Origin of the sequence: Kitasatospora sp. DSM 101779 (genome assembly GCF_025655475.1) — a bacterium.
In the GTDB taxonomy this organism is placed as follows: domain Bacteria; phylum Actinomycetota; class Actinomycetes; order Streptomycetales; family Streptomycetaceae; genus Kitasatospora.
Genome location: NZ_JAHTIK010000001.1, coordinates 4,469,749 through 4,494,018, shown reverse-complemented (window position 1 = coordinate 4,494,018; position 24,270 = coordinate 4,469,749). Strand labels below are relative to the sequence as shown.

The 24,270-nt window shown below is 73.4% G+C and carries 25 protein-coding genes; 10 read left to right on the top strand and 15 right to left on the bottom strand.

Features of this window, described 5'->3' with window-relative positions:
- Positions 1 to 50 precede the first annotated feature (50 nt).
- The 7 genes from KSNIM_RS20515 to KSNIM_RS20485 all read right to left on the bottom strand — a co-directional run bounded on the left by KSNIM_RS20515 (position 51) and on the right by KSNIM_RS20485 (position 8,076).
- Positions 51 to 701 carry a YwqG family protein gene (locus tag KSNIM_RS20515; RefSeq protein ID WP_263104655.1) on the bottom strand — a complete coding sequence of 217 codons (651 nt, stop codon included), beginning with the start codon at positions 699 to 701 and terminating at the stop codon, positions 51 to 53.
- A gap of 59 nt (positions 702 to 760) precedes the next feature.
- Positions 761 to 1,315 carry a histidine phosphatase family protein gene (locus KSNIM_RS20510; protein ID WP_317634039.1) on the bottom strand — a complete coding sequence of 185 codons (555 nt, stop codon included), beginning with the start codon at positions 1,313 to 1,315 and terminating at the stop codon, positions 761 to 763.
- A gap of 215 nt (positions 1,316 to 1,530) precedes the next feature.
- Positions 1,531 to 2,496 (bottom strand): acetylxylan esterase, encoded by a 966-nt coding sequence (locus KSNIM_RS20505; protein WP_263104654.1) that lies wholly within the window; start codon positions 2,494 to 2,496, stop codon positions 1,531 to 1,533.
- 123 nt (positions 2,497 to 2,619) lie between these two features.
- Entirely contained in the window at positions 2,620 to 4,989 is a 2,370-nt protein-coding gene (locus tag KSNIM_RS20500) for a beta-glucosidase family protein (RefSeq protein ID WP_263104653.1), read from the bottom strand.
- 7 nt (positions 4,990 to 4,996) lie between these two features.
- Complete coding sequence (locus tag KSNIM_RS20495) at positions 4,997 to 5,815, bottom strand: carbohydrate ABC transporter permease (RefSeq protein ID WP_263104652.1); 819 nt, start codon at positions 5,813 to 5,815, stop codon at positions 4,997 to 4,999.
- The gene (locus KSNIM_RS20490; protein ID WP_263104651.1) at positions 5,815 to 6,747 is read right to left on the bottom strand and encodes a carbohydrate ABC transporter permease; all 933 of its coding nucleotides are present in this window, start codon (positions 6,745 to 6,747) and stop codon (positions 5,815 to 5,817) included. The genes KSNIM_RS20495 and KSNIM_RS20490 overlap by 1 nt, the downstream gene beginning before the upstream one ends.
- A gap of 18 nt (positions 6,748 to 6,765) precedes the next feature.
- On the bottom strand, positions 6,766 to 8,076 hold the full coding sequence (locus KSNIM_RS20485; protein WP_263104650.1) for an ABC transporter substrate-binding protein: 1,311 nt from the start codon (positions 8,074 to 8,076) through the stop codon (positions 6,766 to 6,768).
- A 130-nt stretch (positions 8,077 to 8,206) separates the two neighbouring features.
- Here KSNIM_RS20485 and KSNIM_RS20480 point away from each other — a divergent pair, with 130 nt between their 5' ends.
- Together KSNIM_RS20480 and KSNIM_RS20475 are read left to right on the top strand one after the other, a co-directional pair.
- On the top strand, positions 8,207 to 9,238 hold the full coding sequence (locus tag KSNIM_RS20480; RefSeq protein WP_263104649.1) for a LacI family DNA-binding transcriptional regulator: 1,032 nt from the start codon (positions 8,207 to 8,209) through the stop codon (positions 9,236 to 9,238).
- Between the two features lie 297 nt (positions 9,239 to 9,535).
- Positions 9,536 to 9,826, top strand: a complete 291-nt coding sequence (locus KSNIM_RS20475; RefSeq protein ID WP_263104648.1) for a hypothetical protein — start codon at positions 9,536 to 9,538, stop codon at positions 9,824 to 9,826.
- A 6-nt stretch (positions 9,827 to 9,832) separates the two neighbouring features.
- Here KSNIM_RS20475 and KSNIM_RS20470 read toward each other — a convergent pair whose 3' ends face one another.
- On the bottom strand, positions 9,833 to 10,735 hold the full coding sequence (locus KSNIM_RS20470; RefSeq protein ID WP_263104647.1) for a LysR family transcriptional regulator: 903 nt from the start codon (positions 10,733 to 10,735) through the stop codon (positions 9,833 to 9,835).
- 89 nt (positions 10,736 to 10,824) lie between these two features.
- Here KSNIM_RS20470 and KSNIM_RS20465 point away from each other — a divergent pair, with 89 nt between their 5' ends.
- The 3 genes from KSNIM_RS20465 to KSNIM_RS20455 all read left to right on the top strand — a co-directional run bounded on the left by KSNIM_RS20465 (position 10,825) and on the right by KSNIM_RS20455 (position 13,511).
- Positions 10,825 to 11,775 (top strand): reductase, encoded by a 951-nt coding sequence (locus KSNIM_RS20465; RefSeq protein ID WP_263104646.1) that lies wholly within the window; start codon positions 10,825 to 10,827, stop codon positions 11,773 to 11,775.
- Position 11,776: 1 nt separating this feature from the next.
- On the top strand, positions 11,777 to 12,688 hold the full coding sequence (locus tag KSNIM_RS20460) for an aldo/keto reductase (RefSeq protein WP_263104645.1): 912 nt from the start codon (positions 11,777 to 11,779) through the stop codon (positions 12,686 to 12,688).
- A 148-nt stretch (positions 12,689 to 12,836) separates the two neighbouring features.
- On the top strand, positions 12,837 to 13,511 hold the full coding sequence (locus KSNIM_RS20455) for a Crp/Fnr family transcriptional regulator (RefSeq protein WP_030272710.1): 675 nt from the start codon (positions 12,837 to 12,839) through the stop codon (positions 13,509 to 13,511).
- 83 nt (positions 13,512 to 13,594) lie between these two features.
- On the opposite strand, the gene KSNIM_RS20450 is transcribed toward KSNIM_RS20455, so the two are convergent.
- The 5 genes from KSNIM_RS20450 to KSNIM_RS20430 all read right to left on the bottom strand — a co-directional run bounded on the left by KSNIM_RS20450 (position 13,595) and on the right by KSNIM_RS20430 (position 16,182).
- Positions 13,595 to 14,416, bottom strand: coding sequence for an MBL fold metallo-hydrolase (locus KSNIM_RS20450; protein ID WP_263104644.1), 822 nt, complete (start codon positions 14,414 to 14,416; stop codon positions 13,595 to 13,597).
- Positions 14,413 to 14,577, bottom strand: a complete 165-nt coding sequence (locus KSNIM_RS20445) for a hypothetical protein (RefSeq protein ID WP_263104643.1) — start codon at positions 14,575 to 14,577, stop codon at positions 14,413 to 14,415. Before KSNIM_RS20445 ends, KSNIM_RS20450 begins: the two co-directional genes overlap by 4 nt.
- Positions 14,578 to 14,623: 46 nt before the next feature.
- Positions 14,624 to 15,484 carry an NUDIX hydrolase gene (locus KSNIM_RS20440; protein ID WP_263104642.1) on the bottom strand — a complete coding sequence of 287 codons (861 nt, stop codon included), beginning with the start codon at positions 15,482 to 15,484 and terminating at the stop codon, positions 14,624 to 14,626.
- A gap of 69 nt (positions 15,485 to 15,553) precedes the next feature.
- Positions 15,554 to 16,024 (bottom strand): RidA family protein, encoded by a 471-nt coding sequence (locus tag KSNIM_RS20435; RefSeq protein WP_263104641.1) that lies wholly within the window; start codon positions 16,022 to 16,024, stop codon positions 15,554 to 15,556.
- Positions 16,024 to 16,182, bottom strand: coding sequence for a DUF4177 domain-containing protein (locus KSNIM_RS20430; RefSeq protein ID WP_095874066.1), 159 nt, complete (start codon positions 16,180 to 16,182; stop codon positions 16,024 to 16,026). Before KSNIM_RS20430 ends, KSNIM_RS20435 begins: the two co-directional genes overlap by 1 nt.
- Positions 16,183 to 16,404: 222 nt before the next feature.
- Here KSNIM_RS20430 and KSNIM_RS20425 point away from each other — a divergent pair, with 222 nt between their 5' ends.
- Together KSNIM_RS20425 and KSNIM_RS20420 are read left to right on the top strand one after the other, a co-directional pair.
- On the top strand, positions 16,405 to 17,472 hold the full coding sequence (locus tag KSNIM_RS20425; RefSeq protein WP_052390949.1) for an ArsA-related P-loop ATPase: 1,068 nt from the start codon (positions 16,405 to 16,407) through the stop codon (positions 17,470 to 17,472).
- The gene (locus tag KSNIM_RS20420; protein WP_263104640.1) at positions 17,469 to 18,659 is read left to right on the top strand and encodes an ArsA family ATPase; all 1,191 of its coding nucleotides are present in this window, start codon (positions 17,469 to 17,471) and stop codon (positions 18,657 to 18,659) included. Before KSNIM_RS20425 ends, KSNIM_RS20420 begins: the two co-directional genes overlap by 4 nt.
- A gap of 57 nt (positions 18,660 to 18,716) precedes the next feature.
- On the opposite strand, the gene KSNIM_RS20415 is transcribed toward KSNIM_RS20420, so the two are convergent.
- A complete protein-coding gene (locus KSNIM_RS20415; RefSeq protein WP_043175103.1) occupies positions 18,717 to 19,040 on the bottom strand; it encodes a WhiB family transcriptional regulator in 324 nt (107 codons plus the stop codon).
- A 401-nt stretch (positions 19,041 to 19,441) separates the two neighbouring features.
- On the opposite strand from KSNIM_RS20415, the gene KSNIM_RS20410 reads away from it, so the two are divergent.
- Positions 19,442 to 21,679, top strand: coding sequence for a transglycosylase domain-containing protein (locus KSNIM_RS20410; RefSeq protein WP_263104639.1), 2,238 nt, complete (start codon positions 19,442 to 19,444; stop codon positions 21,677 to 21,679).
- Between the two features lie 188 nt (positions 21,680 to 21,867).
- On the opposite strand, the gene KSNIM_RS20405 is transcribed toward KSNIM_RS20410, so the two are convergent.
- Positions 21,868 to 22,323 carry a GatB/YqeY domain-containing protein gene (locus KSNIM_RS20405; protein ID WP_263104638.1) on the bottom strand — a complete coding sequence of 152 codons (456 nt, stop codon included), beginning with the start codon at positions 22,321 to 22,323 and terminating at the stop codon, positions 21,868 to 21,870.
- A 184-nt stretch (positions 22,324 to 22,507) separates the two neighbouring features.
- Here KSNIM_RS20405 and KSNIM_RS20400 point away from each other — a divergent pair, with 184 nt between their 5' ends.
- Together KSNIM_RS20400 and KSNIM_RS20395 are read left to right on the top strand one after the other, a co-directional pair.
- Positions 22,508 to 23,110: a class I SAM-dependent methyltransferase gene (locus KSNIM_RS20400; RefSeq protein ID WP_263104637.1), complete on the top strand. Its 603-nt coding sequence runs from the start codon at positions 22,508 to 22,510 to the stop codon at positions 23,108 to 23,110.
- 196 nt (positions 23,111 to 23,306) lie between these two features.
- Positions 23,307 to 24,248 (top strand): metallophosphoesterase, encoded by a 942-nt coding sequence (locus KSNIM_RS20395; RefSeq protein WP_263104636.1) that lies wholly within the window; start codon positions 23,307 to 23,309, stop codon positions 24,246 to 24,248.
- The last annotated feature ends 22 nt before the right edge of the window (positions 24,249 to 24,270 follow it).

The following is a 24,270-nucleotide window of genomic DNA, read 5'->3' as shown; positions in this document are numbered from 1 at the left end:
ACGCCCCGAGGCAGGCCGCGCGGGAACGATCGGCCCGGCCGCAGGGTGCGTCAGCACTGCCAGAGGAAGGCCGCGCTGCCGCAGGGCTCGCAGGCGAAAGCGTAGGCGCTGCCGCTGCCGAAGTTCATCGCGGTGAGGCAGTCGGGTCCCTCCTCCAGCTGGACGACCATCGCCATGGCCCGCTCGCAGGACGGGCAGTCGGGCGTCTGGTCGTACTGGAGCCAGCACGGTTCGCCGCCGAGCTGCCCCAGGGTGCCTTCGGCGCGCGGACGGAGGCGGGCCGCCTCGTAGTCGTCGCCCGGGTCCGGCCGGTAGGAGACGGCACGGACGGCGCCGAGCACCCGGGGGTCCTCGTCGTCCTCGTCGTGGCCGTCGGGGAGCGCGGGCAGGGGCAGCGGGCCGCCGGCCCCGGCGGGGAGCAGCAGGGCCCGGTTGCCGCCGGCGCGGGCGCTCCACTCCCGGCACCCGCCGGGGTCGTTCCGGCACATGAACAGTGCGAGCAGGCCGCGGCCGTCCGCGGCCCCGGTGCCGGTGTGCCGGCCGAGGTCGTCGAGCAGGACCTGGGCGAGGAACTGCATCGGGCCGCCGCAGGTCGCGCAGTGGGGCCAGGCGGTGCCGGCCGGCGCGAGCGGCAGCCCGCCGGTCCGGGTGACCGGGGTGTCGGGGGCGACCGGGCCGGCGTCGGTCATCAGGGTCGTCATGGCGGGCCACCCTAGGGTGCGGCACCGACGCCGGTGGGCGCGTGGTGGGTGGCGCCGTGTCAGAGCGGCTCGCCGCAGCGGAGGTTCCAGCGGCCGGATCGTCCGGTGAGGTGCGTGGCGGTGAGCGGTCGGACGTCGAGCCGCCAGAAGGCCGCGGCCGGGGCATCGAGGGCGTGCACGGCGGCGGCGCGGACGGTGTCGGGTTCGACGACGGCGGTCACCGCCGGCCCGTCCCCGGGCAGGGCGGCCAGCCAGCCGGCGACCCGGTCCAGCAGGGCCTGCAGGGGTTCGCCGCCGTGGGGTGCGGCGGCGGGGTCGGCGAGCCAGCGGGCGAGGGCCTCGGGTTCGGCGGCGGCGACCTCGTCGAGGGTGCGGCCCCGCCAGCGGCCGTTGTCGCAGCCGGCCAGGGCGGGTTCGTCGGTCGGTGTGGGCAGGCCGAGCGCCTGCGCGGTCTGCCGGCAGCGCGGCGACGGCGCGACCAGAGGGGTGCCGCCCGGCCGGAGGGTGCCGGCGGCGGCCTCGGCGGCACGCAGCCCGAGGGTGTCCAGCGGCCCGCCGTCGTCGAAGCGGGCCTGCCGGGCGGCCTCGCTCATGGCCGCCGAGATCAATGTCACGCGCACTGCCGGTCCTCCCCCCGTCCCCGCCGACGTTACCTGTTCCCCGGGGTGCGGCGGCGCACCCGGGTCGGGGCCGCGGGACGGACCACGGGTCTGGCCGGCACCGGCGGGGCACCCGTTCCCGGACCGCGCGGTTCTCCCCCGGCCTTCGGCCGGGAGGTGCCCCCACGCGCTCCTGACGTGACCACCCGTGCGCCTTTGACGGCGCCGCTCTAGGCGCCGAGGTGGCGGCGGAGGAAGCGGAGGGCGGCCGCGTCGTCGTCCGGGCCGCCGGCCTCGTGGCCGTTGTAGCGCCAGACCTCGATCTCCTTCGGTCCGGCGTAGGCGTTGTGGGCGGCGAACACGGTGGACGGCGGGACGACCTGGTCCATGAGCGCGGCGGAGAACCGGGCCGGGGCGGTGGCGCGGGCGGCGAAGTGCACCCCGTCCATGTAGGAGAGGGTGCGGTGCACCTGCTCGTCGTGGCCGCGGTGGGTGGCCAGGTAGTCGGCGATCTCCCGGAAGGGGTGGGCGTCGGTGACCACCACGGCCCGCGGGAAGTCGCAGAGGAAGGGCACGTGGGCGACGACCGCGGCGAGGTCGGGGACGAGTCCGGCCGCGGCGAGGGCGGTGCCGCCGCCCTGGCTGTTGCCGAGGACGGCGACCCGGTCCGGGTCCACCCGCGGCAGCGTGCGGACGGCGTCCACCGCCCGGACGGCGTCGGTGAACAGCCGCCGGTAGTAGTAGCCGTGCGGGTCCTCGATGCCGCGGGTCATCACGCCGGGGACCTGCGGCCCGGCGGGTCCGGAGTCGGGGGTGTCGCCGCGGCTCCAGACCGAGCCCTGGCCGCGGGTGTCCATCTGCAGGTGGGCGAAGCCCGCGGAGGCCCAGACGAGGTTCTCCAGGACGTGGCCCCGGCCGCCGCCGTAGCCGACGTACTGGACGACGGCGGGCAGCGGGCCTTCGGCCTCGCGGGGCAGCCGCAGCCAGGCCCGGACGGGCTCGCCGGCGTACCCGGGGAAGGTGACGTCGAAGGTGTCGACGGTGGTGAGGCCGGTCGGCACGGGGACGGCGGCGGTGTCGCCGCCCGCGGCCCGGGCCTCGTCCAGGGTCTTCCGCCAGAAGGCGTCGAAGTCGGCGGGCTCGGTCTGGGCGCTGCGGTACGAGCGGAGTTCGTCCTCGGGCAGGTCGGTGTACAACGTCGGCTCCTTCGGCCGGTGGTGCGTTCGGTCGGGGTCCACCTGCCCCGGCCTCGGCCGCCGCACTCCGGCGAAGCGGTACCGGAGTGCATGGGGCCGGGGCAGGTGGGGTCCGGGGGGCGGCTACCGCACGTCGAGGACGTCGAGGACGGGGTGCAGCCGGCGGGTGTGGTCGACCGTGCGGACGGGGCCGGTGAGCTCGACCGCGGCGGTGAGCCGCGGGTCGGTGCTGGAGGCGGCGAGGCGCAGCTCCAAGGCGCCGGGTTCGACGGTCCGGCGGCCGTCCCGGCCGGTGAAGGAGGCCAGCTCGGCGGGGACGGTCGCGGTGATCCGGCACTCCTCGCCGGCGCCGAGCGGCACCCGCAGGTAGCCGATCAGGCGCTGGACGGGCTGCACCACGGAGGCGACCGGGTCGTGCAGGTAGAGCTGGACGACCTCGGTGCCGGGCCGTCCGCCGGTGTTGCGGACGGTGAAGGAGAGCCGGAACTCTCCGGCGGTGTCCGTCCGTCCGCTCTCGACGGCGAGGTCGGACCAGGCGAAGGCGGTGTAGCTGAGGCCGTGGCCGAAGCCGTACGCCGGGGTGGGGTCGGTGCTGGACACGTCGGTGGGTCCGGCGAGGCGGGCGGCGAGGTAGGAGGACGGCTGGACGCCGGGGCGGCGCGGCACGCTGACGGGCAGTCGGCCGGACGGCTCGACGCGGCCGCTGAGCACGCCGGCGAGCGCGCCGGTGCCCTCCTCGCCGGGGAAGAAGGTCTGCACGATCGCGGCGGCCTCGTCGACGGCGCGGCCGAGTGCGTAGGGCCGGCCGGCGAGCAGGGCGACCACCACGGGGGTGCCGGTGTCGAGCAGGGTGTCGAGCAGTTGCTGCTGGGCGCCGGGGAGTTCCAGCGATTCGGCGTCGCAGCCCTCGCCGCTGGTGCCGCGGCCGAAGAGGCCGGCGCGGTCGCCGAGGGCGAGCACGACGACGTCGGCGCGGCGGGCGAGGGCGGCGGCCTCGGCGAAGCCGGCGGTGCTGTGGTCGTCGATGCCGGTGCCGGTGGCGGTGAAGATCTCGGCGCCGTCGAACTCGGCGGCGAGTGCCTCGCGCAGGGTGGGCAGTCGCAGGCCGATCGGGGTGTCGGGGTGCTGGCGGCCGACGTGCACCGGGAAGGCGTAGCAGCCGAGCACGGCGGTGGATTCGTCGGCGTTGGGGCCGATCAGGGCGATCCGGGCGGGCCGGGCGAGCGGCAGGGTGCCGTCGTTGCGGAGCAGGACGACGGACTGCTCGGCGATCTCGCGGGCGAGCTCGCGGTTGCCGGCCGGGTCGAGGTCGACGGTACCGCGCAGGGCGGCCGGGTCGGTGAGGTCGGCGCCGGCGAGGGCGGCCGGGACGGGCGTCCAGTCGGGGTCGAGCAGGCCGAGTTCGGCCTTCTGGACGAGGACGCGGCGCAGCGCCCGGTCGACGAGCCGCTCGGGCAGCCGGCCGGTGGTGATCGCCTCGACGAGGGGTTCGCCGAAGGTCTTCACGGTGGGCAGTTCGACGTCGACGCCGGCCGCGAGGGCGGCGCCGGCGGCCTCCGCCCAGTCGCCGGCAACGCCGTGCAGGGTCCGCAGGAAGCCGATGCCGAAGTAGTCGGCGACCACCGTGCCGGTGAATCCCCAGGTGTCGCGGAGGAGTTCGGTGAGCAGCCGGTCGTCGGCGGCGGAGGGCACGCCGTCGGTGTCGGTGTAGGCGTGCATCACGGAGCGGGCGCCGCCCTCGCGGACGGCCATCTCGAAGGGCGGCAGGATGACGTCGGCGCGTTCGCGGGCGCCCATGCCGACGGGGGCGAGGTTGCGGCCAGCCCGGGAGGCGGAGTAGCCGGCGAAGTGCTTGAGGGTGGCGACGATCCCGGCGGACTCCAGCCCCTGCACATAGGCGGTGCCGACGGTGCCGACCAGGTACGGGTCCTCGCCGATGGTCTCCTCGACCCGGCCCCAGCGGGCGTCGCGGACGACGTCCAGGACGGGGGCGAGGCCCTGGTGGACGCCGACCGCGCGCATGTCGCGGCCGATCGCGGCGGCCATCCGGCGGATCAGTGCGGGGTCGAAGGCGGCGCCCCAGGCGAGCGGTACGGGGTAGGCGGTGGCCTTCCAGGCGGCGAAGCCGGCCAGGCACTCCTCGTGGGCGACGGCCGGGATGCCGAAGCGGTTGGCGGCGGCGATCCGCTGCTGGGTGCGCATCAGCGAGAGGGCGCCGGTGGCCGGGTCGACGGGGGCGGTGCCGAACGGCCGGGTGAGCTGTCCGAGTCCGTGCGGCAGCAGGGTGTCGAGGGCGGGAGGCTCCTCCATCTCGTGCTGGTACGGGGCGACCTCGCCGCCCTCGTCGGAGGCTCCGACCCAGACGCCGAACAGTTGGGCGATCTTCTCCCGGAGGGTCATGGCGGCGATCAGGGCGTCGGCCCGCTCGCCCGGGTCGCGGGCGGTGTCCTGCCAGGCGGGGACTTCGGAGGCGGTCTCTACGGCCAGGTTCATGTGTCGGTCACTTTCCTCCGACGCCCATGAGCCCCTGGACGAGGGCGCGGCGGGCGAACAGGTAGACGAGCAGGATCGGGATCATGGACAGCACGACGGCGGCCAGCAGCCCGGGGACGTTGATGCCGTACTGGGTCTGGAAGTCGTAGAGGCCGAGGGTGATCACCTTGGTCTCGTCGGACTGGGTCAGCACCAGGGGGAAGAGGAAGCCGTTCCACGCCTGGAGGGCGGAGAAGACGGTGATGGTGGAGAGCCCGCCCTTGGAGAGCGGCAGCACCAGCTGGACGAAGACCCGCCAGGGCGGGGCACCGTCCATGGCCATCGCCTCGTAGAGCTCGGGGGTGATGTCGCGCATCACACCGGTGAGGACGAGGGTGCAGACCGGCAGCGAGAACGCCGCGGTCGGCAGGATCACGCCGATCAGGTTGTCGTACAGGCCGGCCTTGCTGATGACGTAGAACATCGGCACGATCACCGCCTGCGCGGGGATCGCGAGGCCGAGCAGGAACAGCCGGAACACCAGGTCGGTCGTCCGGCCGCGGCTGCGCACGATGGCGTACGACAGCGGCGGCACCACCAGCAGCACGACGGCGACCACGCTCACCGTGACGATCACGGTGTTGAGGAAGTACTGACCGAAGCCGCCCTGCAGGTCGTCGAGGTAGTTCTGCAGGGTGAGGTGCCGGGGCAGGCCGAGCGGGCCGCTCGCCGCGTAGTCGGAGCGGCTCTGCAGGGTGGCGGCCAGCATGGTGTACAGCGGCAGGCCGACGACGAACAGCCAGACCAGCGAGCCGAATCCGGCCAGGACGTTGGGGCGTCGCCTCATCACAGGCCCTCCGAGGTGCTGCGCATCCGGTCGTAGCCGGAGAGCCGGACGACGGCGAGCGAGATGACGGTGGCCACCAGGACGAGCAGCAGCGCGACGGCCGAGCCGGTGCCGAAGTCGAAGCCCTTGAAGGCCTTCTGGTACATGTAGTAGGCGCTGATGGTGGTGTCGGTGCCGGGCCCGCCCTGGGTGAGGATGAGCACCGTGTCGAAGGTGGTGAGACCGCCGACCACCATGAGGATCACCGAGGTGATGATCGCGTTGCGCAGCTGCGGCAGCGTGATGTGGAAGAACTGCCGCACGGTGCCGGCCCCGTCGATCGCGGCGGCCTGGTAGAGCACCGGCGGGACGGCGCGGGCCGCACCCTGGTAGATCAGCGTGTGGAACGGGGTGAACTGCCAGGCGCCGACGACCACCAGCACGCCGATCGCGCCGCTCTGCGAGCCGAACAGGTTGCCGTCGCCGAACAGCCATCCGGCCTCGGCGGGGATGCCGAAGTTGGGGTCGAGCAGTGCCCGCCAGAGCACCGAGACGGCGGTGGCGGAGAGCAGCAGCGGCACGAAGTAGATCGCCGAGAGCACGGCCCGGTTGCGCTGGTGCCCGGCCGCCCAGACCCCGAGCAGGATGCTGATCGGGGTCTGGACGGCCACGCCGAGCAGGGTGAGCAGCAGGCTCAGCCACAGGCTCTTGACCATCACGGGGTCGTCGAACAGCCGGTTCCAGTTGTCGAAGCCGGCGAACTCCGGTGAGCCGAGGCCGTTCCAACGGGTGAAGGACAGCACGGCGACCAGGACGAGCGGCACGATCGCGAAGAGGACGAAGAAGACCGTGGCCGGGAGCGCCCAGGCGAACCCGGGGCGGGTCACCGCGGTGCCCGCCCGGCTCGCCGGTCGGCGCCGTGTGACGGCCCCGGTGGCAAGAGTTGTGGTCATGGTGCGGCCCGTCTGGTGTCAGGAGTTCGGCAGGGCCTGCATGGCCTTGATGAACCCGTTCTCGTCGATCTGGCCGTTGAAGAACTGCTGGACGGCCTGGTGGATGGGCGTGATCGCGGCCGGCGGGTACGCCTGGTCCCAGGAGAGCTGGAACGACGGCGCGGCCTTCACCAGGTCGAACTGGAAGGCGGAGTACGCCGGGTTGGCCGCGCTGCTCAGGTACTTGGGGGTGTTGCTGGTGGTCGGCAGGTTGCCGATCGCCAGCTGGCCCTGGACGAACTCGTCGGAGTACTGGAGCTTGAGGAACTCCGCGACGGCCTCCGGGTGCTTGGTCTTCTTCAGCACCGAGTAGAAGTTGTTGGTGTTGCCGACGACGTTCTTCGGGTCGCCCTTGCCGCCGGTGACGGTCGGGAAGGAGCCGTAGCCGAGGCTGGACTTGGTGAAGTCCGGGTTGGCGTCCTGCTGGGTGGAGTACTCCCAGGAGCCCATCAGCTCGAAGGCGGCCTTGCCGCGGGCGAGCAGGGCCGGCGAGCCGCCGTCGGTGAACTTCACCGAGTCGAAGTTGGTGCCGAACGCGCCCGCGTCGATGAGCTGCTTGAGCATGCCGAGAGCCTTCTTGCTGTCCTCGCTCGCCCAGGCCGCCTTGTCGCCGCCGAGAGCCTTCTTGAACAGGTCGGGGCCGGCGACGCGGTCGTAGAGGTACTCGAACCACATCAGGGTGGGCCACTGGTCGCCGCCGCCGAGGGCGATCGGGGTGACGCCCTTGCTCTTGAGGGTCTGCACCGCGGCGAGCAGTTCGTCGAAGGTCTTGGGTGCGGCCACGCCGGCGTCGGCGAGGACCTTGGTGTTGCTGAAGAGCAGTACCGGCTGGGTGCCGCGCATCGGGACGCCGTAGGCCTTGCCGTCGACCACGGCGGTGTCGAAGACCGAGGACAGGAAGTTGGCCTTGAGGCCGGGGTCCTTGGCGATCATGTCGTCGAGCGGCATCAGCAGGCCCGCGTCGACGAACGGCTTGATGCTGCCTCCGCCCCAGTTGAAGAAGATGTCCGGGGCCTGCTTGGTGTTGATGATCGTCTGCAGCTTCTGCTGGTAGTCGGCGCCCGGAATGGTGTCCAGGACGGCCTTGACCTTCGACGTCTTGTTGAAGGTGTCGACGATCTGCTTCTCGACCTTGTTGGTGGCGTCCCCGTAGACCAGGACGTGGATCTCACCCGAACCGCTGTCCCCGGAGGAGCCGGAGCCGCTGCCGCAGGCCGTCAGGGTGATTCCCAGGACCACGGCCGCGCTGCCGGCGGCGAGGGAACGGGAGAGGCGAGTGTGACTTCTCATCGCGGGTGCCTTTCGAAATCTTTCGGCATCTTCGCCGAAATCTTGGCGCGCTGCGACGCTAGATCCGCACTCCGAGGGGGGTCAACCCCCCGTCGCGCAGTTACCGGAACGTGACCTGGACGCGTGCCTTATGCTGCACGCCATGCGAGAAGAGGAGGAGAGCGGTCGCGTCACGCTCGCCCAGGTGGCGGAAGAGGCCGGCGTCTCCGTGTCCACGGTTTCGAAAGTTCTCAACGGCAGGCAGGACGTCTCCCGCCCGACCCGCCTCAAGGTCGAGCGCCTGCTGGAGGTCCACGGCTACCAGCGGACGCCCAAATCGGCCTGGGAGGCGCCGCTCGTCGAGATCGTCTTCCCCGAGCTCGACAACCTCTGGGCGATGGAGCTGATCAAGGGCGTCGAGAACGTCGCCAAGGAGCACGAGGCCAGCGTGGTGCTCACCGAGAGCGGCACCCGGCACGCCCCGGACCCGGGCTGGATCGAGGGCGTGCTGCGCCGCCGGCCGCTCGGCGTGGTCCTGGTCTTCTCCAGCCTGCCGCTCGAGGTCAAGCAGCAACTCCGCTCCCGCGCGATCCCGTTCGTCATCATCGACCCGGCCGGCGACCCCGAGCCGGACGTGCCGTCGGTGGGCTCGGCGAACTGGGCCGGCGGCCTGGCCGCGACCCGCCACCTGGTCGAGCGCGGGCACCGCAGGATCGCCATCATCACCGGGCCCGAGGACATGCTCTGCTCGCTGGCCCGGCTGGACGGCTTCCGCTCCGCGATGGGCATGGCCGGACTGGAGATCCCGCCCGGCTACGTCTCCTTCGGCGACTTCCACGTCGAGGGCGGCCGCCGCCGCGCCATGGAGCTGCTGGCCCTGCCCGAGCGGCCGACCGCGATCTTCGCCGGCAGCGACCTGCAGGCGCTCGGCGTCCTGGAGGCCGCCCGGGTGCACGGACTCAAGGTCCCGGACGACCTCTCGGTGGTCGGCTACGACGACGTGCCGATCGCCCAGTGGACCAGCCCCGCGCTCACCACCGTCCACCAGCCGCTGCGGCAGATGGCGGAGGAGGCCGCGCAGATGCTGATCCGGATGCGCGCCGAGGGCGGCAGCGCCGCGCGCCTGGAACTCGCCACCAGCCTGGTGGTCCGCAAGAGCACCGCCCCGCCGCCCGCCGTCTGACCGGTCGGCGGTCTTCGAAAACGGTCGGCCGGAAACGGTCGGCTGCGGCGTCACCGTCTCTCCGGGCCGGCGGCGCGGGCCGGCCGCGCCCGGTCACGGCAAGGTCTTGCAGAAAGTTACATTCATACTTCCGAGTAACCTTGACTCCCCGACCCGGCCGGGCGCATCGTCGGGACCACGCCGCCGCCACCCCGTGCGGCCCCTCCTCCTGTGCCATCCCTGCAGGTGAACCGCCCCACCCGCTGACGGTCGCGCCCCCACGCGACCGCCCGTGCCATCCGAGGAGGGCCAGCCCCCATGACCATCGGCCTCCCACCGGCCGGAGCCCGTCCGGGCCCCGCCGCCACCGCCCACACCGCCGCCTACGGGGGCGGCCGGGTCGCGTACCACCACCCGCTGTGGCTGGTCACCGTGCCCACCACCCACCACGACGGCCGCGCCGGCACCCAGAGCTTCGCCGTACGCGCCCTCACCGCGCAGGACGCGCTGGCCGCCGCCGGCCGGCGCGCCCACGCCGACAGCGCCCGGACGCGCCGTCGCGGCGCCCGTCTCGACTTCCCCAACGCCAGCGCCGTCCTGCACCGCTGACCGCCCTCAGCCGGTGCCCGTCCGCGCCTGCAGCATCCGCGCCAGCGCCTCGGCGTAGGGCTGGGGGCGGCGGCGCCGGGCGACGGCGATGCCGAAGTGCCGGGCCGGCCGCGGCCGCCGGACGGGTACCACCCGGGTGCCCGGGAGCGGCGGGTCCAGCGCCACGTACGGCACCAGGGAGACCCCGACCCCGGCGGCCACCAGCGACCGGGCGAAGAAGTAGTCGGTGGTGCTGCCGGCGACCCTGAGGTCGAATCCGGCCAGCGCGGCGTGCCGCTGCAGGAAGGCCTCGGTCTTCGAGCAGCCCACCACCCAGCGGTCGTCGGCGAGTTCGGCGAGGTCCAGCTCCTCGCGCCCGGCCAGCGGGTGCGCCTCGGGGAGGACCACGGAGAGCGGGTCGTCCATCAGCGGTGTCCAGTCGAGGCCGGAGCGGTCACCGGGCTGCACCGGCAGCGGGCCGTCGAAGTGGTAGGCGATCGCGAGGTCCGCGACGCTGGCGCGGACCATCGGCAGGCTGTCCTCCGGCTCCCGCTCCAGCACGTGCAGTTCGGCCTCCGGGTGCTCGGCGGCGAACCGGGCCAGCGCCGCGGGCAGCAGGTGCCGGCCGCCGGTGGTGAAGGTGGCCACCGTCAGCCGCGGGCGCGGTGCGGCGAGCCGGTCGATCTGTTCCCGGGCGTACCGGAGTTCGGCGCCGATCGCGCCGGCCGCCTCGACCATCAGCCGCCCCGCCGCGGTCAGCACCGCACCGCGGGTGGAGCGCTCCACCACGAGTGTGCCGAGCCCCCGTTCGAGCGCCGCGATCTGCTGGGACACCGCGGACGGGGTGATCAGCAGCGCGGCCGCCGCGCGGTTGAAGCTGCCGTGCTCGGCGACCGCCTGCAGCACCCTGAGCCGTTGGACGTCGATCACTGCGCCCCTCCCCGGTCGACAGTTCTCCTTACGACCACTCCAGCAGGTCGCCAGTTCCACTACTGACGGTACGCCAGGAGAGTGGAGCCATGAGAAACGTCTGCATCATCGGCGGAAGCCGGTACTTCGGTCTGCACCTGGTGTCGTTGTTCCGGGACGCCGGGGTGGCGGTCACCCTCGTCAACCGCGGCTCGGCCGCCCCGCCGCCGGGCGTCGACCACGTCCGCGCGGACCGCTCGGACGAGGCCGCACTGACGGCCGCGCTCGGCGGACGGACCTTCGACGCGGTGGTCGACCAGGTGCTCTACACCCCGGTGCAGGCCGCGGTGGCCTGCCGGGTCTTCGCCGGCCGCACCCCGCGGTACGTGATGACCTCGACCATGGAGGTCTACGACCCGGCGACCTCCCCGCTCGTCCCCGCCTCGGACACCCCGGTCGCCGAAGACCTCGTCGACCCGGCGTCCTGGCCCGTCGACCCCGGCCTGCCCTGGCACGACCCGCAGGCGCTGGCCCGGCACTTCGACGGGGCGACCGGCTACGCGGAGGGCAAGCGGCAAGCCGAGGCGGTGCTCGCGCGGTCCGCGCCGTTCTCCTGGGCGAGCGTCCGCAGCGCCCACGTGCTCGGCGGCGGAGCCCAGGACTTCACCGGACGGCTGGCGCACTACGTCGAGCGGATCGCGGCCGGCCGCCCGGTCGCCGTCCACCGGGACGCCCGGCCCACCTCCTTCGTCCACCACCGGGAGATCGCCGCCGTGCTCGCCCGGGCCGCCGCCTCCGAGGCCGCCGGCCCGCTGAACGCCTGCTCGCACGGCGCGCTCACCGCCGTCGAACTCTCCGAGCTGATCGCCGACCGCCTCGGCACCACGGCCCGCTACCGGACGGCGGACGGCGACGACACCTCCCCGTACTCCTTCGACCGCTCGTACGCCATGGACAACGGCCGGGCCGCCGCACTCGGCCTCCCGCTCTCCCGGACGGCCGACTGGCTGCCGGGGGCGATCGACGAGGCCGCCGCGGCCGCACCCGGAACGGAGCACTGACATGCACCGGCGCAGCATCGGCGGCACCGCCGTCCACCCGATCGGCCTCGGCGCGATGCCGCTCTCCGTCGAGGGCCGTCCCACCGAGGAGGACGCCGTCGCGGTCGTCCACGCCGCCCTCGACGCGGGCGTCACCCTGATCGACACCGCCGACTCCTACCACTGGCACGCCGGGGAGCGCGGCCACAACGAGCGGCTGATCGCCCGTGCCCTGGCCCGCCGCGCCGGCGACCGCGACCGGGTGCTGGTGGCCACCAAGGGCGGCCGCGGCCGCCCCGGCGACGGCTCCTGGACGGTCGACGGCCGGCCCGAGCACCTGCGGCGGGCCTGCGAGGAGTCGCTGCGGCGCCTCGGCACCGGGGCGATCGGCCTCTACCAGCTGCACAAGCCGGACCCGCAGGTGCCGTGGGCCGAATCGGTGGGCGCCCTGCGGGAGCTGCTGAACGCCGGGAAGATCCGCGCCGCCGGGATCTCCAACGCCGACGCGGCGCAGATCCGCGAGGCGCACGCGATCCTCGGTGCCGGCCTGGTCTCGGTGCAGAACCGCTACTCCCCGGCCGACCGCTCCGCCGAGCCGGAGCTGCGGCTCTGCGAGCAGCTCGGGCTCGCCTTCCTGCCGTGGAGCCCGCTCGGCGGCATCTCCCGCAGCTCGCTGGACGGCCCGTCCGCGCCGGACCCGTCCGGTGCGGGCCCCGCGGACACGCCCTTCCACCGGGTCGCGGCGGCCCGTGGCGTCTCGCCGCAGCGGATCTGCCTGGCCTGGCTGCTCGCGCTCTCCCCGGTGGTCGTCCCCATCCCCGGTGCCAGCCGGCCGGCCTCCGTCCGGGACTCCGCGGCCGCCGCCGGCACCGTCCTGGAGCCCGCCGAACTCGCCCTGCTGCCCGCTCCGCCGCACGCCGGGATGCCCGCCTGACCGGCCCGGTCGGGGCGGCACCGCTGGTACGGGCGGGTGCGAATGGCCCCGTAGGGCGCTCGACGGCCGACCCCTCCTCATATGATCGGAGCGACATGCGCCATCCTTGGTGGTGAGAAACACCACCGGACGATGCAGGAGGAAGCACGTGGACGACGTTCTTCGCCGCGCCGCGCTGTTCGCGGCCCTCGACGACGACCAGGCTGCCGAGCTGCGCGCTTCCATGACCGAGGTGACCCTCGCCCGCGGCGAGTCGCTGTTCCACGAGGGCGACCCGGGCGACCGGCTGTACGTCGTCGTCGAGGGCAAGGTGAAACTGCACCGGGCCTCGCCGGACGGCCGCGAGAACATGCTCGCCGTGCTCGGCCCCAGCGAGATGATCGGCGAGCTGTCGCTGTTCGACCCGGGCCCGCGCACCGCCACCGCCACCGCACTGACCGAGGTCAAGCTGCTCGGCCTCGGCCACGGCGACCTGCTGCCGCTGCTGCACGCCCGCCCCGAGGTGTCGATCGCGCTGCTGCGCGCCATCGCCCGCCGGCTACGCCGCACCAACGACGTCATGTCCGACCTGGTCTTCTCGGACGTGCCCGGCCGTGTCGCCAAGGCGCTGCTCGACCTCTCCCGCCGCTTCGGCGTGCAGTCGGAGGAGGGCATCCACGTCTCCCACGACCTCACCCAGGAGGAGCTGGCCCAGCTGGTCGGCGCCTCCCGCGAGACCGTCAACAAGGCGCTGGCCGACTTCGCCGGCCGCGGCTGGCTGAAGCTGGAGGCCCGCGCGGTCGTCCTGCTGGACGTCGAGCGCCTCTCCCGCCGCTCGCGCTGACCGGGCGACCGCCCGGAGGCGCGGGGCAGACCGGTCAGGGGCGCGTGGGGGCCACCTCCCGCCCCTGAGTGGTGGCCCGGCCCCTAGATGAGCCCGTGGTCCTCCAGGTAGCCGAGCTGGGCCCGGACGGACAGTTCGGCGGCCGGCCACAGGGCCTTGTCCACGTCGGCGTACACCCGGGCCACCACCTCCTCGGCGGTGCGGCAGCCGGCCTCCACGGCCGTCTCCACCTGGGCGAGTCGGGCGGCCCGGTGGGCGAGGTAGTAGTCGACGGCGCCGAGCGCGTCGGCGAGCACCGGGCCGTGCCCGGGCAGCACGGTGCGCACGCCGTGCTCCGCCGCCATGGTGTGCAGGCGGCGCAGCGAGTCGAGGTAGTCGCCGAGCCGGCCGTCCGGGTGGGCGACCATCGTGGTGCCGCGGCCGAGCACGGTGTCGCCGGTGAGGATCGCGCCGTCCGCGGGCAGGTGGAAGGTCAGCGAGTCGGCGGTGTGCCCGGGGGTGCCGACGACCCGGATCTCCAGGCCGCCGACCTCGACGACCTGGCCGTGCCGCAGCCCCTCGTCGCCGAGCCGCAGGGCCGGGTCCAGCGCGCGCACGTGGGTGCCGGTGAGTTCGGCGAAGCGGGCCGCGCCCTCGGCGTGGTCGTGGTGGCCGTGGGTGAGCAGGGTCAGCGCGATCCGCTTGCCCTGCTGTTCGGCGGTGTCGACGACGCGGCGCAGGTGGCCCTCGTCGAGCGGGCCCGGGTCGATCACTACGGCGAGGTCCGAGCCGGGTTCGGACAGCAGCCAGGTGTTGGTGCCGTCCAGGGTCATCGGTGAGGGGTTGGGCGCCAGCACGCAGTGCGCCCGCGGGGTGGCCCCGCCGCCGACGGTGGCGGCGGGGTCGCCCGGAAGAAGACCGCTCACCGGCTGCCCTCGCGCACCAGGTCCCGCGCCGGCAGCGCGCGGGTGAGCCTGCGCGGAGCGGCGCGCTCCTCGACGCGGCCGTCGCAGGCGACGGCCTTGGGGGTGATACTGCGGGCGGGCAGGTCGTGCTCCGTCCGGCGAGCCACGTCGTTGTGGTTCATCGGCCAGTTTCCTTCCGTGTGTTCGGGTGGGTCGCCCGGCGCGGGATCACGCCGGGAAGTCTCCGTCGATGGTCAGTTCGTCATACCCGGGCCAGCGGACGGTCATTCGGTCGCCGTCGACCTCGGCCCGTCCCAGGACCGGCGCGACGGTGCGCCGGCCGGCGGCCGTCAGGGCCTCGGCGGCCGTCCGCACCGGCAGCAGTTCGCGCAGCACGGTCACGGTCGGCGGCAGCATGCCGTAGCGGCCCTCGGCGTGCCCGGCGACGGCCTCGGCGGGGGTCAGCCAGGCCACCCGGTCGGCCTCGCCGACCTGTGAGGCGGCGGCCTGGCCCGCGGGCAGCGCGGCCACGAAGAACCAGGTGTCGAACCGGCGCTCCTCGAACTCCGGGGTGATCCAGCGGGCCCAGCCGCCGAGCAGGTCGCTGCGCAGCACCAGGCCGTGCTTGTGCAGGAACTCGGCGAAGGAGAACTCGCGGGCCTCCAGCGCGGCCCGCTCGGCGGACCAGTCGCGAGCCTCGGCGGTGGAGCCGGCGTCGGGTCCGGCGAGCAGCACGCCGGACTCCTCGAAGGTCTCCCGGACGGCCGCGCAGACGGCGGCCTGCGCCGTCCGGGGGTCGGTGCCGAGACGGGCGCCCCACTCCTCGGGCGACGGGCCGGCCCAGGCGATCTCGGCGTCGGCGTCCCGGGGGTCGACGCCGCCGCCCGGGTAGGCGTACATGCCGGCGGCGAACGCCATCGAGGTGCGGCGGCGCAGCAGGTACGCCTCGGGGCCGTCGGCGGTGTCGCGCAGCAGCACGACCGTGGCCGCGGCCCTGGGCTCGGCCGGGGTCAGCTCGCCGGCCGCGAGGGCCCGGATCCGGGCGGGCCAGCCGGGCGGCATGGGGGCCGACGGTGCGCGATCATCCATGCCCCGGATGCTAAGCGTGCGGGGGTGGCCTTGGACAGGGCCCACCCCCGCACAGGGTTGCCGGGGGGCTCAGGCCCCGGCCCGCACCCGGACCTGGATCTCGACCTCGACCGGGGCGTCCAGCGGCAGGACGGTGACGCCGACGGCGCTGCGGGCGTGCACGCCGGCCGCGCCGAGGACCTCGCCGAGCAGTTCGCTGGCGCCGTTGATCACGGCGGGCTGGCCGGTGAAGTCGGGGGCGGAGGCGACGAAGCCGACCACCTTGACGACCTGTTCGACGCGGTCGAGGTCGCCGATCACGGACTTGACGGCGGCGAGCGCGTTCAACGCGCAGATCTGCGCGAGCGCCTTGGCCCGCTCCGGTGTCACCTCGGCGCCGACCTTGCCGGTGTGCTGGAGCTTGCCGGCCACCATGGGCAGCTGGCCGGAGGTGAAGACGTGGTCGCCGGAGCGGACGGCCGGCACGTAGGCGGCCACCGGCGGGGCCACGTCGGGGAGGGTCAGGCCGAGCTCGGCCAGCTTCTCCTCAACCTTGCTCATCAGCTCTTCTCCCGCTTGAGGTAGGCCACGAGCTGCTCGGGGTTGTTCGGGCCGGGCACGACCTGGACGAGCTCCCAGCCGTCCTCGCCCCAGGTGTCCAGGATCTGCTTGGTGGCGTGCACGAGAAGCGGCACGGTGACGTATTCCCACTTGGTCATGGGGGTGACTCTAGACCGTCCGACCACCGGGCCCGGCGACGCCACGGGGCCCGCGGCCGGGCCCCCGCCCGCGGCGGACCGCGGTGTGAGGTGGGACACAAAGAGGGCATGAATCCGGCCGGGCACCCGGATGGTCCCGCCATCGGCGGCGTCTGCTGGTTACCCTCGCCAAGGAGGGGGCACCCGCTGCGGTGCCCGGTCGACGCAGGACGGAGACGGAGCGTGGCGAGCACCCCCGGCCCATCGGCGCAGGCCGACCCCGACTGGGAGGGGGTCCGGCTGCACGTCGTCAGCGGCAAGGGCGGCACCGGAAAGACCACCGTCGCGGCGGCCCTGGCCCTGGCGCTGGCCGCCGAGGGCGGGCGGACGCTGCTGATCGAGGTCGAGGGGCGGCAGGGCATCGCCGAGCTGTTCGGGATGGCCGCGCTGCCGTACGAGGAGCGCAAGGTCGCCACCGTCTCGCCGTCCCGCCTGGGGCTGCCCGGCACCGGCCAGGGCGAGGTGTACGCGCTGGCGATCGACACCGAGCTGGCGCTGCTCGAGTACCTGGAGATGTTCTACAAGCTCGGACGCGCCGGGAAGGCGCTGCAGAAGGTCGGCTTCGTCGACTTCGCGACCACCGTGGCGCCGGGCGTGCGGGACGTGCTGCTGACCGGCAAGGCCTGCGAGGCGGCCCGGCGCAAGGGCCCGGACGGGCGCCGCGCGTACGACGCCATCGTGATGGACGCGCCCCCGACCGGGCGTCTCACCCGCTTCCTCAACGTCAACGAGGAGGTGGCCGGGCTGGCCAGGTTCGGCCCGATCCACGGTCAGGCGCAGGCCGTGATGCGGGTCTTGAAGTCCCCGGAGACGGCGGTGCACTTCGTGACCCTGCTGGAGGAGATGCCGGTGCAGGAGACCGTGGACGGCATCGCCGAGCTGCGGGCGGCGCAGCTGCCGGTGGGCGGGGTGGTGGTCAACATGGTCCGGCCGCCGGTGCTGGACGCGGCCGCCGTCGCGGCCGTCGACGGCGACCACCGGGAGGAGGTCGCCGTGGCGCTCGGCGAGGCGGGGCTTGGCGGCCGCTCGCGCAAGCCGGAGACCGTCCGGGCGGCGGTCGAGCCGCTGCTCGCCCCGCTGCTGGAGCAGGCCCGGGAGCACGCCGAGCGGGTCGAGCTGGAGCGCGCGCAGCGGGCGGACCTGCAGCGGGCGAAGCTGCCGACGTACGAGCTGCCGCTGCTGGGCGAGGGCGTGGACCTGGGCGGGCTGTACCGGCTGGCGGGCGAGCTGAAGCGGCAGGGGGCGGCATGACGGCGGACACCCGCAAGGAGCGGACGACGTCCGCGCTGGACGTGGACGCGCTGATCGACGACCCGGAGACCCGGATCGTGGTGTGCTGCGGCTCCGGCGGCGTCGGCAAGACCACCACGGCGGCGGCGATCGGGCTGCGGGCCGCGGAGCGCGGCCGGAAGGTCGTGGTGCTGACCATCGACCCGGCGCGCCGGCTCGCCCAGTCGATGGGCCTGACCGAACTGGACAACACCCCGCGGGTGGTGAAGGGCGCGCAGGGGCCGGGCGAGCTGCAGGCCATGATGCTCGACATGAAGCGGACCTTCGACGAGGTCGTGCTGGCCCACGCCGAACCGGAGCGGGCGAAGGCGATCCTGGCGAACCCCTTCTACCAGTCCCTGTCGGCCGGCTTCGCCGGCACGCAGGAGTACATGGCGATGGAGAAGCTCGGCCAGCTGCGCGCCGAGGACCGCTGGGACCTGATCGTGGTGGACACCCCGCCGTCCCGGTCGGCGCTGGACTTCCTGGACGCGCCGAGCCGCCTGGGCTCCTTCCTGGACGGGAAGGTCATCCGGCTGCTGACCGCGCCGGCCAAGGTCGGCGGGCGCAGTGCGATGAAGTTCCTGAACGTGGGCATGGGCTTGCTCACCGGCACGCTCGGCAAGATCTTCGGCGCCCAGCTGCTGACCGACGTGCAGACCTTCGTCTCGGCGATGGACTCGATGTTCGGCGGGTTCCGGGAGCGCGCCGACCGCACCTACCAGCTGCTCAAGGCGCCGGGCACGGCCTTCCTGGTGGTGGCGGCACCGGAGCGGGACGCCCTGCGCGAGGCGGCGTACTTCGTGGACCGGCTGGCCGCGGACGAGATGCCGCTGGCGGGGCTGGTGCTCAACCGGGTGCACAGCACGGGGGCGCCGCAGCTGACCGCGGAGCGGGCCCTGGCGGCGGCGGAGGCGCTGGAGGAGAACGGTTCGCAGACCTCGACGGTGGCCGCGGAGACGCTGGCGGCGGGCCTGCTGAGGCTGCACGCCGAGCGGATGCAGATCATGGCGCGGGAGCGTCGCACCCGCGACCGGTTCGTGTCGGTCTACCCGGACGTGCCGATCGTCGAGGTGGCCGCGCTGGCCGGCGACGTGCACGACCTCGACGGGCTGCGGACCGTCGGCGACCGCCTGGGATCCACCGACCCCGCGGGCGCGGTGAACTGAGCGCCCGCCAGGTGTGGTGGTGTGCCGCCGGGGGCGGACCGTCGGCCCGCCGCCCGGTCAGCCCGCCTGCGCGTAGTCCGTCAGCACCACACCGGTGGCCAGCGAGGCCTCGTACTCGGTGCGGGCCGTCTCCAGCAGCCGGCGCCACGAGACCACCGTGGGCCTGCGGCGGAGCAGCGCCCTGCGCTCGCGCTCGGTCATCCCTCCCCAGACGCCGAACTCCACCCGGTTGTCCAGTGCGTCGGCGAGGCACTCCGTCCGCACCGGGCAGCCGCTGCACACGGCCTTGGCGCGGTTCTGTGCCGCCCCCTGCACGAACAGCTCGTCCGGATCACTCGTGCGGCAGGCCGCCTGCGCACTCCAGTCGTCCACCCAGCCCATTTCGGCGCCGTCCTCTCCCGAATCGGGGCTCCCCCACGGCGGCAACGGCATATTCACCGCTGCCAGTTGAGGACGTTACGGAAGAACGGCAGCGAGCAACAGCCCCTTCGGGCTCAATCTCAGATGGCCCAATCGGACTATGGGTGCCCGGAAGCTCACTCGTTGGAGTGATCGCAGGTCGCAAGGCTTGCCAGGACCGGTTCCGCCACTTCCGTCACACTGCGCAATCAGGCACCGCTCGCCACACCCGGACAGTCGGCAACAAACCGACCCAAATTGGACAAACCTCATCACTCACAAGAGTGATGATGATGAACAGAGAGAAGCTGTCGCAGTTCTGTGACAAGCGTAGGCGAACACCTGCCCCCCTGTACGGGAATCGGCGACGTAGTGTTCTCCCCATGGCGACTCAGCGACCCGCGGGCTCCGCACTCGACAAGGCAGGCCTCGGCATCAAGCTCCTGGGCACCAGCGTGCTGGCCGGGATCCTGGTGGCCGGCATGGCACTGCCGGCCGTGGGCGCGCTCGGTCTGACCGCCAAGGACACCGCGGACAGCTTCGACGACATCCCGAGCGACTTCACCACCCCCGCCCTCTCCCAGGCGTCGACGATCTACGACTCCAAGGGCGGCGTGATCGCCAAGGTCTACGACCGCGACCGGACCATCCTCACCAAGGAGCAGATGGCGCCGATCATGCGCCAGGCCCAGGTGGACATCGAGGACAACCGGTTCTACGAGCACGGCGCCGTCGACCTCAAGGGCGTGCTGCGCGCGGCCACCAAGAACGCCGAGGCCGGGTCCGCCACCCAGGGCGCCTCGACGCTGACCCAGCAGTACGTGAAGAACGTCTTCGTCGAGCAGGCCGGCGACAACCAGGACGCCTTCCTGGACGCCACCCGCAAGAGCCTCGGCCGCAAGGTCAAGGAGCTGAAGATCGCCATCAAGTTGGAGGAGGACCTGACCAAGGACCAGATCCTCACCAACTACCTGAACATCACCTTCTACGGCCACCAGGCGTACGGCATCGAGGCCGCCGCCAACCGCTACTTCAGCAAGAGCGCCAAGGACCTCACGGTCCCCGAGGCCGCCATGCTGGCCGGCCTGGTGCAGAACCCCTCGGCGTACGACCCGGTCCTGCACCCCAAGGCCGCGCAGGCCCGCCGGGACACCGTGATCAACAAGATGCTGGAGTACAAGCACATCACTCCGGAGCAGGCCAAGGAGGCCCTGGCCGCGCCGCTCGGCATCAAGTACAAGGAGCCGCTGAACGGCTGCATCACCGCGCAGTCCGGCATGGGCTTCTTCTGCGACTACGTCCGCCACGTGGTCAAGCAGGACCCGGTCTTCGGCAAGACCGCGGCCGAGCGCCAGAAGCTGTGGAGCCAGGGCGGCCTCAAGATCTACACCACCATCGACCCGGCCAAGCAGGAGGCCGCGCACGACGCGGTCACCAGCAAGGTGAAGGTGACCGACTCGGTCTCCGCCGCGATGACCATGGTCAAGCCCGGTACCGGCGAGATCCTCGCGATGGCCCAGACCCGCCCCTACGGCCTGGACTCCAAGCAGAACCAGACCGTCCTGAACCTCAACGTCGACGCGGCCATGGGCGGCGGCAACGGCTTCGCCCCCGGTTCGACCTTCAAGCCGATCCTCGCCGCGGCCGCGCTGGAGTCCGGCGTCCCGATCGACCAGCAGTACCCCTCGCCGTACCAGATGACCTACCCGAAGATGACCACCTGCGACGGCACCTGGAACGAGAAGGGCGTGCCGGTCGAGAACGAGAGCTCCAGCGAGCAGGGCCCGTTCACGCTCAAGGACGCCATGGCGAAGTCGGTCAACACCTACTTCGTGCAGATGGAGGAGGAGGTCGGCCTCTGCGCGATGAAGCAGATGGCCACCAAGCTCGGCATCGGCAAGCTCGCCAACGGCAGCGCGATCAAGCAGGTCCCCTCCATGGTGCTCGGCACCCAGGAGGTCAGCCCGCTCACCATGGCCAGCGCCTACGCCGCCTTCGCCGCCCGCGGCAAGTACTGCAAGCCGATCGCGATCACCTCGGTGGTCAACCCCGACAACAAGAAGCTCCCGGTACCGAAGGCCGACTGCAGCCAGGTGATGGCCGAGACCACCGCCGACGGCATCAACACCCTGCTGCTCGGCGTGACCGAGAAGGGCACCGCCTCCGGCATCAGCATCTCGGACGGCCGCCAGATCGCCGGCAAGACCGGTACCACCGACAACCGGTACGCCGCCTGGTTCACCGGCTACACCCCCGACCTGGCCACCTCGGTCTGGCTCGGCGGCCCCACCGGCAACATCTCGATGCGCAACATCCGCATCGGCGGCCGCTACTACTCCTCGGTCTACGGCGCCGATGGCCCCGGCCCGATCTGGCAGAAGGCCATGAACGAGGTGCTCGTCGGCACCAAGCGCAGCAGCTTCACCACGGTCAACGTCCCCGAGGTCAACCCAACACCCACCGACTCCCCGGCCCCGCCGCCCGGCGCCACCGGCGGCAACGGCAACGGGAACGGGGGGAACGGCAACGGCGGGAACGGCAACAGCACCGGCCTGATCAACGGCGGCTTCACCCTGCCGCCCGGCACCTTCGGCGGGAACACCGGCCGGCCCCGCCACTGAGCGACCGACCCGGCCCACGCCGGAGGGCGGCCACCCCGCATCGGGGTGGCCGCCCTCCGGCGTTCCCGTCCTGCTGTCCCACCTGCTCGTCCCGGGTCGCTGCAGGCCGCTGCGGCTCGGCGTCGGCCGCAGTGGGTCGGTGTCGGCCGTCGCGGGTCGGTGTCGGCCCGGCCTGGGGTGGTGCGCGGTCAGCCCGTCAGCGCGGCCTTCACCGCGGCGGCCACCCGGCCGCCCTCGGCCCGGTCACCCACCTTCGGGCGCACCAGCTTCATCACGGCGCCCATCGCCTGCGGACCGGACGCACCGCTCTCCGCCACCGCCTCGGCGACGATCGCGGCCAGTTCCTCGTCCGAGAGCTGCTGCGGCAGGTACCCGGCGAGCACCACGCCCTCCGCCCGCTCCTGCGCGGCCGACTCGGCACGGCCGGCGTTCTCGAACGCCTCCGCGGCCTCCCGGCGCTTCTTCGCCTCGCGGGCGATCACCTTCAGCACCTCGCCGTCCGAGAGCTCCCGCTTGGTCTTGCCCGCCACCTCCTCGGAGGTGACCGCGGCCAGCGTCAGCCGGAGAGTGGACGAGCGGAGCTCGTCCCGGGCCTTGATCGCAGCCGTGAGGTCCTCCTGCAGCTGCTCCTTGAGCGTCGTCATGGCGCAAATCCTCGCAGCCCGGGCCGCATTCCGCGCACCAATTTGGGGCGGCCCGGCTGCCGCACCCGGCAGGGGCCGGCGGGACGTCGCCGTGCACCACGGCTCCGGCCCGGCCGCGGCCGGCCCGCGACGGGCTTGCGGAGGACGCCGGACGGGCCGAACGGGTGCGTGCGAGGATCCCGGCATGGCGATGACGGGGACGGACGCGTACCGGGCCGTGGGCGGCCTCCCGGACGGGGTCGCGCGGGCCGTGACGGCCGCACGGAGGGCCGGGTTCCCGTACTCCTGCCGTCCGGAACAGGGGCGGCTGCTGCAGGTGCTCGCCGGCGGGGCGCGGCTGCGGATCGGCGAGAGCGGCACGGGGTACGGCGTCGGGCTGGCCTGGCTCGCCGCCGGAGCCGCGCCCGGGGTCGAACTGGTCAGCGTGGAACGCGACCCGGCCAGGGCCGCGGCGGCCGCGGCGCTCTTCGCCGACGACCCGCGGGTACGGGTCCTCGCCGCCGACTGGACGGAGCTGCACGCCCACGGCCCGTACGACCTGCTGGTGCTGGACGGCGGCGGACAGGGCAAGGGCGGTGGGGCTGCCGACCCGGAACGGCTGCTCGCCCCGGGCGGGGTCCTGGTGGTGGACGACTTCACCCCGGCCGACGGCTGGCCGCCGCTGTTCGACGGGCAGCCCGACGAGGCCCGGCTGCACTGGCTCCGACACCCCGCGCTGCGCACCGTCGACCTGCCGCTCGCCGCCGACCTCAGCAGCATCGTCGCGGTCCGGCGGCACGGGGGCTGAGCCGGGGCCTGGCCGTGGCCGATGCGGGCCGATGCGGGGGGCGACGCGCGGTCGGGCCGGGCTGGTCCGGGGCTGGTCCGGGGCTGGTCCGGGGCTGGTCCGGGGCTGGTCCGGGGCTGGTCCGGGGCTGGTCCGGGGCGATCATTTGGCGACCTGCCCGTGCACGGCCCTCATCGGTGTCTGAGAGCATGGACCGATGCGACCGCTGTACTCCGTCCCGCTCGGTATCGCCGCCGCCGGCGCCGCCTGCCTCGCCTACTCCGCCGGCTACGAGGTCCGGGCCTTCCGCCTGCGCCGCGTCGAGGTTCCGATCCTCCCGCGCGGTGCGCGGCCGATCCGGATCCTGCAGGTCTCCGACATCCACATGGTGACCGGGCAGCACAAGAAGCAGCGCTGGCTGCAGAGCCTCGCCGGACTCCGCCCCGACCTGGTGGTCAACACCGGCGACAACCTCTCGGACCCGCTCGGCGTCCCCGCGACCCTGGACGCACTCGGGCCGCTGATGGACTTCCCCGGCGTGTACGTCTTCGGCTCCAACGACTACTACGGGCCGGCCCGCAAGAGCCCCACCCGCTACCTCACCGCGCTGCGCACCGGCGTCCACGGCCTCAACAACCCGGACGGCAGCGGTCGCCGCGGCATCAAGGGCGCCGTCCACAACCCGTGGCAGAAGCTCCGCGACGGCTTCGACGAGGCCGGCTGGCTGAACCTCAACAACGCCCGCGGCCGGCTCACGATCGCCGGCCTCGACGTCGAGTTCACCGGACTGGACGACCCGCACATCCGGCACGACAAGTACGCCAAGGTTGCGGGCGGGCCGTCCGCGGACGCCGACCTGTCGCTGGCCGTCGTGCACGCCCCGTACCTGCGAGTGCTGGACGCCTTCACCGCCGACCGCTACCCGCTGATCCTCGCCGGGCACACCCACGGCGGACAGCTCTGCATCCCCTTCTACGGCGCCCTGGTCACCAACTGCGACATCGACACCGACCGGGTGAAGGGCCTCTCCACCCACAAGGCCGGCGGCCACCGCTCGTACCTCCACGTCTCGGCCGGGTGCGGCACCAACCGCTACACCCCCGTCCGCTTCGCCTGCCCGCCGGAGGCCACCCTGCTGACCCTCACCCCGGGTCGCTGACCTGCTCCGACGCCCCCGGCGG

What these genes read in the sequence shown, in the direction of transcription:
- KSNIM_RS20515 (WP_263104655.1), bottom strand. Translation starts at nt 701, where the DNA reads ATGACGACCCTGATGACCGACGCCGGCCCGGTCGCCCCCGACACCCCG.
- KSNIM_RS20500 (WP_263104653.1), bottom strand. Translation starts at nt 4,989, where the DNA reads ATGAACCTGGCCGTAGAGACCGCCTCCGAAGTCCCCGCCTGGCAGGAC.
- KSNIM_RS20495 (WP_263104652.1), bottom strand. Translation starts at nt 5,815, where the DNA reads ATGAGGCGACGCCCCAACGTCCTGGCCGGATTCGGCTCGCTGGTCTGG.
- KSNIM_RS20490 (WP_263104651.1), bottom strand. Translation starts at nt 6,747, where the DNA reads ATGACCACAACTCTTGCCACCGGGGCCGTCACACGGCGCCGACCGGCG.
- KSNIM_RS20485 (WP_263104650.1), bottom strand. Translation starts at nt 8,076, where the DNA reads ATGAGAAGTCACACTCGCCTCTCCCGTTCCCTCGCCGCCGGCAGCGCG.
- KSNIM_RS20480 (WP_263104649.1), top strand. Translation starts at nt 8,207, where the DNA reads ATGCTGCACGCCATGCGAGAAGAGGAGGAGAGCGGTCGCGTCACGCTC.
- KSNIM_RS20475 (WP_263104648.1), top strand. Translation starts at nt 9,536, where the DNA reads ATGACCATCGGCCTCCCACCGGCCGGAGCCCGTCCGGGCCCCGCCGCC.
- KSNIM_RS20465 (WP_263104646.1), top strand. Translation starts at nt 10,825, where the DNA reads ATGAGAAACGTCTGCATCATCGGCGGAAGCCGGTACTTCGGTCTGCAC.
- KSNIM_RS20460 (WP_263104645.1), top strand. Translation starts at nt 11,777, where the DNA reads ATGCACCGGCGCAGCATCGGCGGCACCGCCGTCCACCCGATCGGCCTC.
- KSNIM_RS20445 (WP_263104643.1), bottom strand. Translation starts at nt 14,577, where the DNA reads ATGAACCACAACGACGTGGCTCGCCGGACGGAGCACGACCTGCCCGCC.
- KSNIM_RS20440 (WP_263104642.1), bottom strand. Translation starts at nt 15,484, where the DNA reads ATGGATGATCGCGCACCGTCGGCCCCCATGCCGCCCGGCTGGCCCGCC.
- KSNIM_RS20435 (WP_263104641.1), bottom strand. Translation starts at nt 16,024, where the DNA reads ATGAGCAAGGTTGAGGAGAAGCTGGCCGAGCTCGGCCTGACCCTCCCC.
- KSNIM_RS20430 (WP_095874066.1), bottom strand. Translation starts at nt 16,182, where the DNA reads ATGACCAAGTGGGAATACGTCACCGTGCCGCTTCTCGTGCACGCCACC.
- KSNIM_RS20420 (WP_263104640.1), top strand. Translation starts at nt 17,469, where the DNA reads ATGACGGCGGACACCCGCAAGGAGCGGACGACGTCCGCGCTGGACGTG.
- KSNIM_RS20415 (WP_043175103.1), bottom strand. Translation starts at nt 19,040, where the DNA reads ATGGGCTGGGTGGACGACTGGAGTGCGCAGGCGGCCTGCCGCACGAGT.
- KSNIM_RS20410 (WP_263104639.1), top strand. Translation starts at nt 19,442, where the DNA reads ATGGCGACTCAGCGACCCGCGGGCTCCGCACTCGACAAGGCAGGCCTC.
- KSNIM_RS20405 (WP_263104638.1), bottom strand. Translation starts at nt 22,323, where the DNA reads ATGACGACGCTCAAGGAGCAGCTGCAGGAGGACCTCACGGCTGCGATC.
- KSNIM_RS20400 (WP_263104637.1), top strand. Translation starts at nt 22,508, where the DNA reads ATGGCGATGACGGGGACGGACGCGTACCGGGCCGTGGGCGGCCTCCCG.
- KSNIM_RS20395 (WP_263104636.1), top strand. Translation starts at nt 23,307, where the DNA reads ATGCGACCGCTGTACTCCGTCCCGCTCGGTATCGCCGCCGCCGGCGCC.